The organism is Polaromonas glacialis (genome assembly GCF_000709345.1).
Taxonomy (GTDB): domain Bacteria; phylum Pseudomonadota; class Gammaproteobacteria; order Burkholderiales; family Burkholderiaceae_C; genus Polaromonas; species Polaromonas glacialis.
On sequence record NZ_KL448324.1, the window covers coordinates 22808 to 36569 of the forward strand.

Below are 13762 nucleotides of genomic sequence, written 5' to 3' on the forward strand. Positions count from 1 at the left end.
GTCTCAACGGACGATGCTGGCAGGGGGTCGGCTGACCAGAATCAAGTCCAACGGCTTCATCGGTGCAAAGCCAGGAGAAACAAACAATGATGAACATCAGCGGACTGGCTTACGTGGTGGCTGAAACCACCGATCTGGCCAAGTGGAAGAATTACGCCGAAGGCGTGCTGGGCATGATGACAGCGCCGTCGCCTGACGGCGGCCTGTATGTGCGCATGGACGAGCGGCAATACCGCTTTGCCGTGCAGCCCGGCGCGCGTGATGCCTATGTGGTGTCGGGCTGGGAAGTCACCGGCCGCGCCGACTTTGACCATGCGCTGCAGGTGCTGCAGGGTGCCGGCGTCGAGGTGAGCATGGGCGACGCCGCCCAGTGCCGGCTGCGCTGCGTGCAGCAGGTGGCCGGGTTCAAGGATCCGTCGGGCAACCGCCATGAACTGGTCTGGGGTTTTCGCTCGGACTTTGCGCACTTTGCCTCGCCCATGGGCGTGTCGCGCTTTGTCACTGGCAACATCGGCATGGGCCACACCGTGCTGCCGGCGCCCGATTTTGAAAAGACCGTCGAATTTGCCACCCAGGTGATGGGTTTTGGCCTGTCGGACATCTTCAACTTCCAGCCTGCCGGCCCGGATGGCCCGACGCTGCCGATCCACTTTTTCCACTGCAACAATGCCCGCCATCACAGCCTGGCGTTCGCAGGCTTTCCAGCAGAGAGCGGCTGCGTGCATGTCATGGTCGAGGTCGAGAACATGCCTGAAGTCGGCCGCGGCCTGGACCGCATGGCGGCGCACCAGGTGCAACAGACCGCCACGCTCGGCCAGCACACCAACGACAAGATGATTTCCTTTTACATGCGCAGCCCGTCGAACTTCGACATCGAGTACGGCTATGGCGGCGCGGTGGTGGACTGGCGCGAGCACATCACCCACGAATTCACCCGCGTGAGCCTTTGGGGCCACGATTTCAGCGTGGGACAGCGCAGCGCTGTCAACGCAGTTGCCTGAACAGGAGAGCGAAGCAGTTATGGCCAATAAACAAATGAGCGCCGCAGAGGCGGTCGCGCACATCAAGGACGGCATGATCGTGGGCATTGGCGGCTGGGGCCCGCGGCGCAAGCCGATGGCGCTGGTGCGCGAGATGTTGCGCAGCCCCGTGAAAGACCTGACGGTGGTCGCCTATGGCGGCGCCGAGGTGGGCATGCTGTGCGCTGCCGGCAAGGTCAAGAAGCTGATCTTTGCCTTTGTGACGCTGGACTTCATTCCGCTGGAGCCCTACTTTCGCCAGGCACGCCAGAGCGGCAAGCTGGACGTGATGGAAATCGACGAAGGCATGATGCTGCTCGGTTTGCGGGCCGCCGCCATGCGCGTGCCTTTCATTCCTTCGCGCATTGGCCTGGGCACCGACGTGCTGCTGCGCAACCCCGGCATCAAGCTGGTCGATTCGCCCTACGACGACCGCCAGTGGGTGGCCATGCCGGCGCTGCCGCTGGACGTGGCGCTGGTGCATGTGGACCGGGCCGACGCGCGCGGTGTCTGCCAGATCAATGGCCCGGACATCTACATGGACGAAATGTTCGTGCGCGCCGCCAAGCAAAGCTTCGTGAGCTGCGACGAACTGGTCGACAGCAGCTTCTTTAACGACAGCGACGAGTCGCGCCAGGTGTTCTGGGAGCGTGCCCACACCAGCGGCGTGGTGCATGTGCCCGCCGGCGCGCACCCCAGCTCGTGCGCGCCGATGTATGGCTTTGACGTCAAGCACTTCAAGGAATACACGGCCAGCGCCAAGGAAGAAGGGGGTTGGCAGAAATATGCCGACCGCTATGTGAACTGCACCCACGCCGAGTATTTGGAGCGGGTGGGTGGTCTCGATGCGGTGCACAAGCTGCCGCTGCCAGTATTTTGACGACGACGGGAGCTGTCATGAGTGAATTTTCTTTGGTGGATCGCATCATCTGCGCTGCCTCAAGCGCCTGGAAGGACGATGGCGAGGTGCTGGCCACCGGCATTGGCATCGTGCCGCGTCTGGCAGCCTCCATGAGCATGCTGTCAAGCAACCCGGATCTGATGATGACCGACTCGGAGGCCTGGCTGGTCAGCGAGCCGGTGCCGATTGGCCCGCGCAACGGCTACCAGCCCAAGCGCGAAGGCTGGATGGGCTTTACCCGCATTTTCGACAATGTCTGGAGCGGCAAGCGCCACGCCATGGTCGGCCCGACGCAGGTGGACCGATTTGGCCAGGCCAACATCTCGATGATTGGCAGCGACTATCAAAAACCCAAGTCGATGATGCTGGGCGTGCGCGGTTTTCCGGGCAACTCCATCAGCCACGCCAACTCGTTTTTCGTTCCCAACCACAGCACCAAGGTGTTTGTGGCCGGCGAGGTTGATATGGTGGCGTCGGTGGGCTACAACCCGGCGCGGCTAGCGCGCGGCTGGAGCCTGGACGACATCGACGTGCGGTTGATTTTCACCAACCTGGCGGTGTTTGATTTTGGCGGCCCCAATCGCCAGGCGCGGCTGCGCTCGCTGCACCCCGGCGTTACGGCCGCCCAGGTGCAGGAAGCCACCGGCTTTGAATTGCATATTCCGGCCGACATGTCCGAGACCGCCCCGCCGACCGATGAACAGCTGGTGCTGCTGGCACGGCTGGACCCCCACAACCTGCGCGCTTCGGTGCTGAACTGAGTCCTTGCCATGAGCCATACAGACCCCGGCGATAGCTTCGTGCAGCGCGACGACACGTCGGTCTACGAGACCGATGCGCCGGTGCTGTACGAGGCCAAGGACGGCATCGCCACCCTGACGATGAACCGGCCCGACTTCAACAACGCGCAGAACTCACAGATGACGTACGCGCTGGACGCCTGCTTTCGCCGCGCCGTCGATGACGACAGCGTCAAGGTGATCGTGCTGCGCGGCGCCGGCAAGCACTTCAGCGCCGGCCACGACATCGGCACGCCGGGGCGCGACATCAACAAGCCTTTCGAGCGTGAAACGCTGTGGTGGGACCACACCAACAAGCCTGGCGCCGAGCAGCTGTTCGCGCGCGAGCAGGAGGTTTACCTGGGCATGTGCCGGCGCTGGCATGACATTCCCAAGCCGACCATTGCCATGGTGCAGGGCGCCTGCGTGGCCGGCGGGCTGATGCTGGCCTGGGTCTGCGACATGATCATTGCCAGCGATGACGCTTTTTTCCAGGACCCTGTGGTCCGCATGGGCATTCCGGGCGTCGAGTATTTTGCCCATGTCCACGAACTCAATCCGCGCATCGCCAAGGAATTTTTATTTCTCGGGGACCGCATGAAGGCAGACCGCGCCTACATGATGGGCATGGTCAACCGCGTGGTGCCGCGCGACGAACTTGAAGCGCAGACCTATGACATCGCTGCCCGCATTGCCAAGCAGCCACGCCTGGGCCTGGCGTTGACCAAGACCGTCATCAACCGCGTCGAGGAAATGCAGGGACTGCGCTCCACGATGGACATGGCCTTTGGCTACCACCACTTTGCCCATGCCCACAGCCAGGTGCTGGGTGCCGGACAGCTGGGCGGGCACGACGCCAAATCGATGGTGCAGGCCAACAAAAAGGACGGCAACACATGAGCGCGCCTTCTGACATCCATACCCCCTTGTGCGACCTTCTGGGTTGCCGCTATCCGGTTGTCCAGACGGCCATGGGCTGGGTTGCCGGCTCCTCGCTGGTGGTCGCCACCACCAATGCCGGCGGCTTCGGCTTTCTGGCCGGCGCGACGATTGCCGCCGACCAGATCGAAGGTGAAATTGTCCGCATTCGCGAACTGACGGGCGACAAGCCCTTCGGCCTGAACTTCCACATGTTCCAGCCCAACGCACAGCAGTTGCTGGACCTGGCCGTCAAGCACAAGCTGCGTGCTGTCAGCTATGGCCGCGGGCCTGATAAAAAGGTCATTGGCCGGCTGCGCGACGCCGGCATCGTCTGCATGCCGACCGTGGGCGCGCTCAAGCATGCCCAAAAGGCGATTGAGATGGGCGCCAACGCCATCACCATCCAGGGCGGCGAGGGTGGCGGCCATACCGGCTCGGTGCCCACCACCGTGCTGTTGCCGCAAGTCGTCGATGCCGTGCAGGTGCCGGTGGTGGCGGCGGGCGGCTTTTACGACGGGCGCGGCCTGCTGGCGGCGCTGGCCTTTGGCGCGCAGGGCATTGCCATGGGCACGCGCTTCTTGATGACCAGCGACTCGGGCGTGCCCGAGGTGACCCTCAAGCGTTACCTGGCCACCCGCGACGCCGAAAAAATCCAGATTTCCTACCTGGTTGACGGCATGCCGCAGCGCATGATTCCGAACGAATACCTGGCCATGCTTGAAAAAGCCTCGCCCTTCAAGCGTCTGCGCATTGCCCTCAGCCTGGCCTTGCAGTGGAAGGCGCAGACCGGCATGACCACACGGCATGCGATGGGCGTGCTGTGGAAAGGCCTGCGCGAGAACCCCGGCAGCGCCGCACAAACCGTCATGGCCGCCAACGCGCCCATGCTGCTGCAGCGCTCGATGATCGACGGCAAGCCCGACGAAGGCGTGATGTCGGCCGGCCAGGTCGCCGCGCTGATTGGCAAGCTCGATTCCTGCGAGCAGGTGATTGCCGGCATCGTGGCCCAGGCCTGCGAACGTCGGGCCGCGCTCAATGCCATGACAACCGAACGTGCTGCCACGGCCCCGGCTGCACTGCCCAGCGCGCAAGTCGCCTGAAATCCAACAACAAAGCCAAAGAACAGAACGAGGACGAGGAACCATGACACAGCAATTTTCTTCCCTGGTGCATGACAACGGCGTGGCCGAGGTCGTGCTCAACCGCCCGCCGGTCAACGCGCTCAACGCGGCCGGCTGGTACGGGCTGGCCGCCGAAATTCACGCGCTGGGCGAGCGCCCCGAAGTGCGCGTCATCATTGTGCGCGCCGAAGGCCGGGGCTTTTGCGCTGGCGTGGACATTAAGGAACTGGCTGCCAACGACAAGCTCATCCTGGACGTGAACGCCGGCAACTACGCCACCTTCAAGGCGGTGCACCTGAACAAGGTGCCGGTGATTGCCGCCGTGCAAGGTTTTGTACTGGGCGGCGGCATCGGCATTTGCGGTGCGGCCGACATTGTGATTGCCGCTGACGACGCCACTTTTGGCCTGCCCGAAGTGGATCGCGGCGCCATGGGCGGCGCGGCGCACCTGCAGCGCATGTTCGGCGTGCAAAAGACGCGCTACCTGTTCTTTACCGGCGACATGATTGGCGCCCCGGAGGCGCTGCGCCTGGGCGCCATTGAGCGCGTGGTGCCGCGCGATCAGCTGCGCGATACCGCCCTTGAAATTGCCGGCAAGATTGCCGCCAAGAGCCCGGCCATGATCCGCATTGCCAAGGAAGCGCTGACCGGCATCGAGGACGGCGATCTGGAAGCCAAGTACCGCTGGGAGCAGGGCTTCACGCTGCAGGCTTACATGAGCCCCGATTCCAGCGAGACCCGCGCCGCTTTCGTCGAAAAACGCGACGCCAAGTTCTGAACGAGAGGACACCACGATGGACTTGAACTACACCCCCGCGCAACAGGCCTTCCGGGTCGAGGTGCGCGAATGGCTGCATGCCCATGTGCCGAGCGAGAAGTTCGGCAGCTACGACACGCGTGAAGGCTTCGAGCAGCACCGCCGCTGGGAAGCCACGCTGGCCGAGGGCGGCTGGAGCAGCGTGACTTGGCCCAAAGAGCTGGGCGGACGCGGCTGCGACCTGATCGACTGGCTGATCTTCGAGGAAGAATACGCCGCCGCCGATGCGCCGTTTCGCGTCAACCAGAACGGCATCTTGCTGCTCGGCCCCACGCTGATGGAGTTCGGCACAGCCGAGCAAAAAGCCAGGTTTTTACCGCGCATGGCGCGCTGCGACGACATGTGGGCACAGGGCTGGAGCGAGCCCAATGCCGGCTCGGACATGGCGGCCATCAGCAGCCGCGCCATCAAGGACGGCGACCACTATGTGCTCAATGGCCAAAAAACCTGGTCGACCCGGGCGGTGTTTGCCAACTGGATGTTCGGCCTGTTTCGCAGCGATCCAACGTCCAGCCGCCACCATGGCCTGAGCTACATGATGGTGCCGCTGGACACGCCGGGCATCACGATCCGGCCTATCCAGGCGCTCAACGGCAAGGAAGCGTTTGCTGAAATCTTTTTTGACGACGTGCGCGTGTCGGTGGACAACCTGCTGGGCGACGAGGGCCAGGGCTGGAATGTGGCCATGGCCACCGCCGGCTTCGAGCGCGGCTTGCTGCTGCGCTCGCCGGCGCGCTACCAGCGCACCGCGCAAAAACTGATGCAGCTGTACCGCAAGCACCAGGCCAGCGCCGACCGCGACCCGTCCATCCGCGAGGCCGTGCTGCGCGCCTGGATGGGCGCCGAGGCCTACAACCTGGCGTCCTATCACACGGTTAGCCGGGTGCAGCATGGCGCACGCATTGGCGCCGAGGCTAGCACCAACAAGATTTTCTGGTCCGAGCTGGATCTGGACATGCACGAGACCGCCATGCGCATCCTGGGCCCGCGCGCCGAACTGTGCGATGACCCCGAAACGCACGACTGGCTCGAAGGCTTTTTGTTTGCGCAAGCCGGCTCCATCTACGCCGGCAGCAACGAGATCCAGCGCAACATTATTGCCGAGCGCTTGCTCGGCCTGCCCAAGAACTGAACGAGGCCGACCATGGATTTCACCTTTAACGAAGACCAGCAAGCGCTGCGCGACTCGGTCAGCCGCTTTTTGATGGTCGAGGCTGCGCCGGAAAAACTGCGCGAGATCTGGCAGACCGACGTCGGCCGATCCTCCGAGCTGCGTGGCAAGCTCGCCGAGCAGGGGCTGACTGCGCTGTCGGTCCCCGAAGCACAGGGCGGCCTGGGCATGGGCGACATCGACTGGAGCTTGATGAACCAGGAGCTGGGCTACTTTGGCATCCCGGATTCACTCGCCGACACGGCCTACCTGGCCACCGGTCTGCTCGTGGCCTTGCCCGAGGCGAATGCCGTGCGCAGCGCCTGGCTGCCGCGCATTTCCGACGGCAGCGCCCGCATCGCTCTGGGTCATCCGGTCAACCCCTGGGTGGCCGACGCCCACCTGGCCGACTTGCTGTTGCTGGCGCACCCGGCCGACGGCGGTACCGAGTGGCACGCCGTGACGCCCGAACAGGTGCAGCTCACGCCCTGCGCCAGCATCGACGCCTCGCGTCGACTAGCCACCGTGGCCTGGGCGCCATCGGACGCCACCCGCATCGTCGATGCAGCGGCTGGCCAGGCGCTGGCCGATGACCTGCTCGACCGGGGCGCGCTCAATGTGTCGGGTCAGCTGCTGGGCCTGGCGCAACGCATGCTGGACCTGACGGTGGACTATGCCGCGCAGCGCAAGCAGTTTGGCAAGCCGATTGGCTCGTTCCAGGCGGTCAAGCACCACTTGGCCGATGTGGTCACCAAGATCGAGTTTGCCAAGCCGGTGCTCTACCGTGCCGCGAGCGCCTTGGCCAACGGCGAAGCGCAGCGCTCGGTGCGTGTCTCGCACGCCAAGCTGGCCTGCGCCGAGGCTGGCTGGTTCTCGGCGCGCAAGGGTATCCAGGTGCATGGTGCGATGGGCTACACCTGGGAAGTCGATCTGCAGATGTTCATGAAACGCGCCTGGGTGCTGGATTCCGCCTGGGGCGACCGCGCCTTTCACAAGCAGCGGCTGGCCGATGCGCTGCTGACCGACGAGACGCTGCTCGGCCCCGGCGCCACTTTCAACACCCACTCTTGATTCGGAGTTTTTCCATGGCAGAAGCTTATATTGTTGATGCCCTGCGCTCGCCCACCGGCAAGCGCAAGGGTTCGCTGGCCGCGGTGCATGGCGCCGATCTGGGCGCACATGTCATCAAGGCGCTGGTCGAGCGCAACGAGGTTCCGGCGTCCGAGTACGACGACGTCATCTTTGGTTGCGTCGACACCATCGGCTCGCTGGCTGGCGACATTGCCCGCACCTCGTGGCTAGCCGCTGGCATGCCGATGTGCGTGCCCGGCACCACCATTGACCGGCAGTGCGGCTCGTCGCAGCAGGCGGTGCATTTTGCCGCGCAGGCGGTGATGAGCGGCACGCAGGACGTGATTCTGGCAGGCGGCGTGCAGACCATGAGCGCCATCCCCATCAGCTCGGCCATGCTGGCCGGCCAGCCGCTGGGCTTTACCACGCCGTTTGCCGAAAGCAAGGGCTGGCAGGCGCGCTTTGGCGACGCGCCGGTCAACCAGTTTTATGCTGCGCAGCGCATTGCCGACCATTGGGATTTGTCGCGCGAAGACATGGAAGTGTTTTCCAAGGAAAGCCACGACCGTGCCCTGCGCGCCATGGCCGAAGGGCGCTTTGACCGCGAAATCGTGCCGTTTGGCGACTTTCGCATGGACGAAACGGCACGCGCCAGCACGCTGGAAAAGCTCGCCACGCTGCAGCCGGTGGACCCGGCCTATCCCAAGATCACTGCTGCCGTGTCCAGCTCGACCTGCGACGCCGCCGCCGCCGTGCTGGTGGTGTCGGAAGCCGCGCTCAAGCGCTATGGCCTCACGCCGCGCGCCCGCATCCATCACCTGAGCGTGCGCGCCGATGACCCGATCTGGCACCTGACGGCGCCTATTGCGGCCACGGCCTATGCGCTGAAAAAAGCCGGCATGAAGCTCGAAGACATCGACTTGGTCGAGATCAACGAAGCCTTTGCCTCGGTCGTCATGGCATGGCTGAAGGAAACCCGTTACCCGCACGAGCGCACCAACGTCAACGGCGGCGCCATCGCACTGGGCCACCCACTGGGCGCCTCGGGCGCCAAGCTGATGACCACGCTCTTGCACGAACTCGAACGCACCGGCGGGCGCTACGGCCTGCAAACCATGTGCGAAGGCGGCGGCCAGGCCAACGTCACCATCATTGAAAGACTCTGAAATCATGGCTATTTGCAACCATCGTACCGTCATCATCACCGGCGCCGGCGGCGGCCTGGGCCGCGCCTATGCGCTGGCTTTTGCCGCCGAGGGCGCCAACGTCGTCGTCAACGACATCCGGCTCGAAGCTGCCGAGGCCGTCGTGGCCGAAGTGCTTGCCGCCGGTGGCAAGGCGATCGCCAATAACGGCGACATCACTACCATGGCCGGCGCACAGTCCATCATCGATGCGGCACTGGCCGCGTACGGCGAGGTCCATGTGCTGGTCAACAACGCCGGCATCCTGCGCGACCGCATGTTCATCAGCCTGAGCGAGGACGACTGGGACCAGGTGATGCGGGTCCACCTGAAAGGCCACTTCTGCCTGGCCAACCTGCTGGGCAAGCGCTGGCGTGACCAGGCCAAGGCCGGCAATCCGGTCGATGCGCGAATCATCAACACCAGCTCGGGCGCCGGCCTGCAAGGCTCGATTGGCCAGTCCAACTATGCCGCGGCCAAGGGCGGCATCGCCACGCTCACGCTGGTGCAGGCGGCCGAGCTGGGACGCTACGGCGTGACGGCCAATGCGCTGGCCCCGGCCGCGCGCACCGCGATGACCGAAGCGGGCATGCCCGACATGGTCAAGGCGCCCGAGGATGGCAGCTTTGACAGCTGGGCGGCAGAAAACGTCGCTCCTCTGGTGGTCTGGCTGGGCAGCCCCGAGTCGGCGCATGTGACCGGCAAGGTCTTTGAAAGCCAGGGCGGGCGCATCTCGATGGGCGACGGCTGGCGCACCGACGCCACGCGCGACAAGGGCGCACGCTGGGAGCCGGCCGAACTCGGCCCCGTCATCGACCAGCTGCTGGCCGAAGCGGTGCCGGCGCAAAAAGTCTGGGGCAGCTGACATGGACGCGGTGCAGACCGGCGTCCGGCCGGATCATGCCTTGCAGGCGGCTGCGCTGCCGCTGCCCGAATACGAGCAATTCGATGCCACGGCGCTGGCCGGGCATCTGCGCAGCGGCCAGCTGACGCCGCTGGAGCTGCTGGAGGCGGCCATTGCGCGGCTTGACGCACGCCGCCACATCAACGCGGTGGCGATGCGCCATGACGAACTGGCCTACGAAGCCGCGCAGCGCCTGTCCGCCCTGGGCGAGGCAGAACGCACCCGCCTGAGTGAGCAGGCGCCGCTGCTAGGCGTGCCGTTTGCGCTGAAAGACCTGGGCGTTGCCATGAAAGGCACGGTTACCACCCAGGGCTGCGCCTTTTTCAAGGACGCGGTGGCCGACCACGATTCAACGCTGGTGCAGCGTTACCGCGCCGCCGGACTGAACATCTTTGCCAAGACCACCACGCCCGAATTTGGTCAGACGGCCACGACCGAGTCGCGCCTGTTCGGCCTGACGCGCAACCCGTGGAACCTGAACTACAGCGCCGGCGGCTCGTCCGGCGGCGCGGCGGTGGCGGTGGCGGCAGGTATCCTGCCGGTGGCGCATGCCAGCGACGGCGGCGGCTCGATTCGCATTCCGGCGTCCAACTGCGGCTTGTTTGGCCTGAAGCCCAGCCGGGGCCTGGTGCCCATGGGCCCGAAGATGCTCGAAGGCTGGCTGGGCCTGTCGGTGCAGCACGTCATCAGCCGCTCGGTGCGCGACAGCGCCTGGCTGCTGCAGCTCACGCAGGGCCCCGAGGCCGGCAGCCGTACCGGCCCGCAGGCCGGCGACGTGATGGACGCCATCGCCCGGCCGCCGCGCCGGCTGCGCATTGCGCTGATGGAGCAAAACCCGTTTGGCGCGCCGGTGCATCCGGACTGCCTGGACGCCGTGCGCGCGGCTGCGCGCCTGTGCGAGTCGCTGGGCCACAGGGTTGAAGTGGCTGCGCCGCAGCTGGCGGTTGGCGAGATGTTCGCCAGCATGGGCGTGGCCACGGCCACCGGCATGCTGACCACGGTCAAGGCGCGTGAAAAAGAGCTGGGCCGCGAGGCCCGCGAAGACGAGTTCGAGCGGCTGAACTGGCGCAGCGTGCAGCTGGCACGCGGCTACAGTGCCGAGCAGGCCCTGACCGCCCGCCTTGTGTTTGACCAGGCGAGCCGCACGCTGGACCTGTTCCTTGGCGACTACGACATGATCCTGTCGCCCGTGACGGCAGCGCCTGCGCCGCTGCTGGGCGCCATGTCGCTGGACCAGCCTTACGAGGACTATGTGAAGGTGGCGATGACCGCATCGCCGTTCACTGCCATGTTCAACATGAGCGGCCACCCGGCCATGTCGGTGCCGTTGCACTGGAACGACCAAGGCATGCCCATAGGCGCACAGTTTGCCGCGCCCTTTGGCGACGAAGCCACCTTGCTGGCACTGGCCGCGCAGCTGGAGCAGGCCGCGCCCTGGAAAGACCGGCGGCCCGCTCTTTGAGCACGCATGCGCCCGCACTCAGGCTGCGGGCGCACCAACGTAGCGCGGTAGCCATCGCCGCCATGGATTGCCGCGCCGCACCTTTTTTGGAGGACATGGCAGATGGATCTTTCCCTTAGCGACGAACAGCAGCAAATTGCTGAGAGCGCGTCAATTTTCCTGACGGAAGCCAGCGCCATGCCGGCGGTGCGCGCCGCCAGCCAGAGCGGCAGCGGTCTGGACAGCGCGCTGTGGCGCGGCATGGCCGAGCTGGGCTGGTGCGGCGTGCATCTGCCCGAGTCTGCCGGCGGACTGGGCCTGGGCCTGGTTGAGCTGGTGCTGCTGCAGGAGCAGCTGGGCCGGCGCCTGGCCTGCGTGCCTTTTTTTGACAGCGTGGCGCTGGCGGCGACCGCATTGCGCGAGCTGCCGGACAGCGCGCTGGCGCAGCAATGGCTGGAGCGGCTGGCAGCAGGCGAGGCCATTGGTGCGCTGGCGCTGGTGGCCGACAAAGCCGGCACGCCCCGCGCCATCGCCACCCCCAATACCCCGGCCAATGACGGCTGGACGCTGCAGGGCGCCTGGCCGCAGGTCGGCTCGGCCGCCTTGGCCGATGTGCTGCTGCTGCCCGCGCAAACGGCTTCAGGCGAAAGCCTGCTGTTTGCAGTGCAGGCCGATGCAACCGGCCTGCAGGTCGGGCCGCTCACCACGCTGGACACCACCCGCCGCATGGCAGCCGTGAAGGCCCGTGGCGTAACGCTGCCGGCGTCCAGCTGTATCGGCCGGGGAGCGCCGCTGGACGGTGTGCTGGCGCGCGTACAGCAACTGGCCGCCATTGCGCTGGCGGCCGAACAGGTCGGCGTGGCGCAGCAGTGCCTGGACATGACGCTGGACTATGCCGCGCAGCGCAGCCAGTTTGACCGCACCATCGCCAGCTTTCAGGCCGTCAAGCACCGCTGCGCGCAGATGCTGGTGGCGGTGGAAAGCGCCCGTTCGGCGGTCTACGGCGCGGCCTGCATGGCCGATACCGCGCTTGATGCGGCCACCTTGCTGCTGCAGGCCGCGCAGGCCCGCGTGGCCGCCACCGAGGCCGCGCAGTTCTGCGCCCGCGAAGCCATTCAGCTGCATGGCGGCGTGGGTTTTACCTGGGAGTTTGACCCGCACCTGTACCTGCGCCGCGCGCAGGCGTCCAGCCAGCGGCTGGCGCCTGCGTCCTGGTGGCTCGAACAGGTGGCCGCGCAACTGCTTGACACGCTGAAGGAAACCGCATGAATTTGCAGGAAACTGAGACTGAAAACGCTTTTCGCGCCAGCGTGCGCGACTGGATGGGCGAACATCTGTGCGGCGAATTCGAGCCGCTGCGCCATGCCCACGGCCTGGGCGCGCCGGGCTACGAGCCGGCACTGGCCAAGCGCTGGGAGCAGCAGCTGGCCGCCGGTGGCTGGACCGGCCTGGGCTGGCCGCGCCAGCACGGCGGGCGCGAGCTGCCGCTGGCGCAGCAGGTGATCTTTCATGAGGAATACGTGCGCTGTGGCGGTCCGGGCCGGTTGGGCCACATTGGCGAGACGCTGCTGGCGCCGACGCTGATGGCCCACGGCTCGCCCGAATTGCAGGCGCGCTTTTTGCCCGGCATTTTGGCCGGTGAAACCTATTGGGCGCAGGGCTATTCCGAGCCCGGCGCAGGTTCCGACCTGGCGGCGGTTCGTACCCGCGCGCGCATCGACCCCGACAGCGGCGAATGGGTGATCGACGGCCAGAAGGTGTGGACGTCGTGGGCGCATGAGTCAGACTGGATTTTTGTGCTGGCGCGCTGCGAGCCCGGCTCGATCCGCCACAAGGGCCTGGTGCTGCTGCTGGTGCCTTTGACCCAGCCGGGCGTGACGCTGCGGCCCATTCGCCAGATCACCGGCGAGGCCGAATTCAACGAGGTGTTTTTCGATGGCGCCCGCACCGAAGGCGCGCTGCACCTGGGCGCGCCCGGGCAGGGCTGGGCGGTCGCCATGTACTTGCTGGGCTGCGAGCGCGGCGCCTCGACGCTGGGCCAGCAGGCGCATTTCAAGAGCGAGCTGGAGCAGGTCATGGCCGTGGCGCAGCGCAACGGCGCGGCCCGCGACCCGCTGCTGCGCCAGCGCATTGCACATGCCGCGCTGGGCCTGCAAACGCTGCGCAGCCATGCGCTGCGCACCTCAAGCGATGACGCGCCGGCGCGCGCGGTCAGCATCGGCAAATACTTGTGGTCGAACTGGCGCCGCTCGCTGGGCGAGCTGGCGGTGGATGTGCTGGGCGAAAGCGGCGACATCGCCAGCGACGACCCCTTGCACCAGGCGCTGCAGCGGCTCTGGCTGGTCAGCCGCGCCGACACGATCTACGCCGGCAGCAACGAGATCCAGCTCAACCTGATGGCTGAGCGCGCGCTGCAAATGCCGCGCTGAGGCCACTCGGCCCGCAAGGCGCCCG

13 protein-coding genes are annotated in these 13762 nt (G+C 65.9%); all 13 read left to right on the forward strand.

Annotated features, from left to right (window positions below; genetic code table 11):
• Positions 1 to 86 precede the first annotated feature (86 nt).
• The 13 genes from EC86_RS0120320 (at position 87) to EC86_RS0120380 (ending at position 13737) form a co-directional block, all read left to right on the forward strand.
• Positions 87 to 1001, forward strand: coding sequence for a VOC family protein (locus EC86_RS0120320; protein WP_029527720.1), 915 nt, complete (start codon positions 87 to 89; stop codon positions 999 to 1001).
• A gap of 19 nt (positions 1002 to 1020) precedes the next feature.
• Positions 1021 to 1899 carry a CoA transferase subunit A gene (locus EC86_RS0120325; protein WP_029527721.1) on the forward strand — a complete coding sequence of 293 codons (879 nt, stop codon included), beginning with the start codon at positions 1021 to 1023 and terminating at the stop codon, positions 1897 to 1899.
• Positions 1900 to 1916: 17 nt separating this feature from the next.
• Positions 1917 to 2681 carry a CoA-transferase subunit beta gene (locus EC86_RS0120330; protein WP_029527722.1) on the forward strand — a complete coding sequence of 255 codons (765 nt, stop codon included), beginning with the start codon at positions 1917 to 1919 and terminating at the stop codon, positions 2679 to 2681.
• Between the two features lie 9 nt (positions 2682 to 2690).
• A complete protein-coding gene (locus tag EC86_RS0120335; protein WP_029527723.1) occupies positions 2691 to 3599 on the forward strand; it encodes an enoyl-CoA hydratase in 909 nt (302 codons plus the stop codon).
• Positions 3596 to 4720: an NAD(P)H-dependent flavin oxidoreductase gene (locus EC86_RS0120340; protein ID WP_036773696.1), complete on the forward strand. Its 1125-nt coding sequence runs from the start codon at positions 3596 to 3598 to the stop codon at positions 4718 to 4720. The genes EC86_RS0120335 and EC86_RS0120340 overlap by 4 nt, the downstream gene beginning before the upstream one ends.
• Positions 4721 to 4763: 43 nt before the next feature.
• Positions 4764 to 5519, forward strand: a complete 756-nt coding sequence (locus EC86_RS0120345; RefSeq protein WP_029527725.1) for an enoyl-CoA hydratase family protein — start codon at positions 4764 to 4766, stop codon at positions 5517 to 5519.
• A 16-nt stretch (positions 5520 to 5535) separates the two neighbouring features.
• Complete coding sequence (locus EC86_RS0120350) at positions 5536 to 6690, forward strand: acyl-CoA dehydrogenase family protein (protein ID WP_029527726.1); 1155 nt, start codon at positions 5536 to 5538, stop codon at positions 6688 to 6690.
• Between the two features lie 12 nt (positions 6691 to 6702).
• Positions 6703 to 7779 carry an acyl-CoA dehydrogenase family protein gene (locus EC86_RS0120355; protein ID WP_029527727.1) on the forward strand — a complete coding sequence of 359 codons (1077 nt, stop codon included), beginning with the start codon at positions 6703 to 6705 and terminating at the stop codon, positions 7777 to 7779.
• A gap of 14 nt (positions 7780 to 7793) precedes the next feature.
• Positions 7794 to 8945 carry an acetyl-CoA C-acetyltransferase gene (locus tag EC86_RS0120360; RefSeq protein ID WP_029527728.1) on the forward strand — a complete coding sequence of 384 codons (1152 nt, stop codon included), beginning with the start codon at positions 7794 to 7796 and terminating at the stop codon, positions 8943 to 8945.
• A 4-nt stretch (positions 8946 to 8949) separates the two neighbouring features.
• Positions 8950 to 9828 carry an SDR family oxidoreductase gene (locus EC86_RS0120365; protein WP_029527729.1) on the forward strand — a complete coding sequence of 293 codons (879 nt, stop codon included), beginning with the start codon at positions 8950 to 8952 and terminating at the stop codon, positions 9826 to 9828.
• Between the two features lies 1 nt (position 9829).
• Positions 9830 to 11329, forward strand: coding sequence for an amidase (locus EC86_RS0120370; RefSeq protein WP_029527730.1), 1500 nt, complete (start codon positions 9830 to 9832; stop codon positions 11327 to 11329).
• Between the two features lie 102 nt (positions 11330 to 11431).
• Positions 11432 to 12577 (forward strand): acyl-CoA dehydrogenase family protein, encoded by a 1146-nt coding sequence (locus EC86_RS0120375; protein ID WP_029527731.1) that lies wholly within the window; start codon positions 11432 to 11434, stop codon positions 12575 to 12577.
• Complete coding sequence (locus EC86_RS0120380; protein WP_029527732.1) at positions 12574 to 13737, forward strand: acyl-CoA dehydrogenase family protein; 1164 nt, start codon at positions 12574 to 12576, stop codon at positions 13735 to 13737. The genes EC86_RS0120375 and EC86_RS0120380 overlap by 4 nt, the downstream gene beginning before the upstream one ends.
• Positions 13738 to 13762 lie beyond the last annotated feature (25 nt).

What these genes read in the sequence shown, in the direction of transcription:
- EC86_RS0120320 (WP_029527720.1), top strand. Translation starts at nt 87, where the DNA reads ATGATGAACATCAGCGGACTGGCTTACGTGGTGGCTGAAACCACCGAT.
- EC86_RS0120325 (WP_029527721.1), top strand. Translation starts at nt 1,021, where the DNA reads ATGGCCAATAAACAAATGAGCGCCGCAGAGGCGGTCGCGCACATCAAG.
- EC86_RS0120330 (WP_029527722.1), top strand. Translation starts at nt 1,917, where the DNA reads ATGAGTGAATTTTCTTTGGTGGATCGCATCATCTGCGCTGCCTCAAGC.
- EC86_RS0120335 (WP_029527723.1), top strand. Translation starts at nt 2,691, where the DNA reads ATGAGCCATACAGACCCCGGCGATAGCTTCGTGCAGCGCGACGACACG.
- EC86_RS0120340 (WP_036773696.1), top strand. Translation starts at nt 3,596, where the DNA reads ATGAGCGCGCCTTCTGACATCCATACCCCCTTGTGCGACCTTCTGGGT.
- EC86_RS0120345 (WP_029527725.1), top strand. Translation starts at nt 4,764, where the DNA reads ATGACACAGCAATTTTCTTCCCTGGTGCATGACAACGGCGTGGCCGAG.
- EC86_RS0120350 (WP_029527726.1), top strand. Translation starts at nt 5,536, where the DNA reads ATGGACTTGAACTACACCCCCGCGCAACAGGCCTTCCGGGTCGAGGTG.
- EC86_RS0120355 (WP_029527727.1), top strand. Translation starts at nt 6,703, where the DNA reads ATGGATTTCACCTTTAACGAAGACCAGCAAGCGCTGCGCGACTCGGTC.
- EC86_RS0120360 (WP_029527728.1), top strand. Translation starts at nt 7,794, where the DNA reads ATGGCAGAAGCTTATATTGTTGATGCCCTGCGCTCGCCCACCGGCAAG.
- EC86_RS0120365 (WP_029527729.1), top strand. Translation starts at nt 8,950, where the DNA reads ATGGCTATTTGCAACCATCGTACCGTCATCATCACCGGCGCCGGCGGC.
- EC86_RS0120370 (WP_029527730.1), top strand. Translation starts at nt 9,830, where the DNA reads ATGGACGCGGTGCAGACCGGCGTCCGGCCGGATCATGCCTTGCAGGCG.
- EC86_RS0120375 (WP_029527731.1), top strand. Translation starts at nt 11,432, where the DNA reads ATGGATCTTTCCCTTAGCGACGAACAGCAGCAAATTGCTGAGAGCGCG.
- EC86_RS0120380 (WP_029527732.1), top strand. Translation starts at nt 12,574, where the DNA reads ATGAATTTGCAGGAAACTGAGACTGAAAACGCTTTTCGCGCCAGCGTG.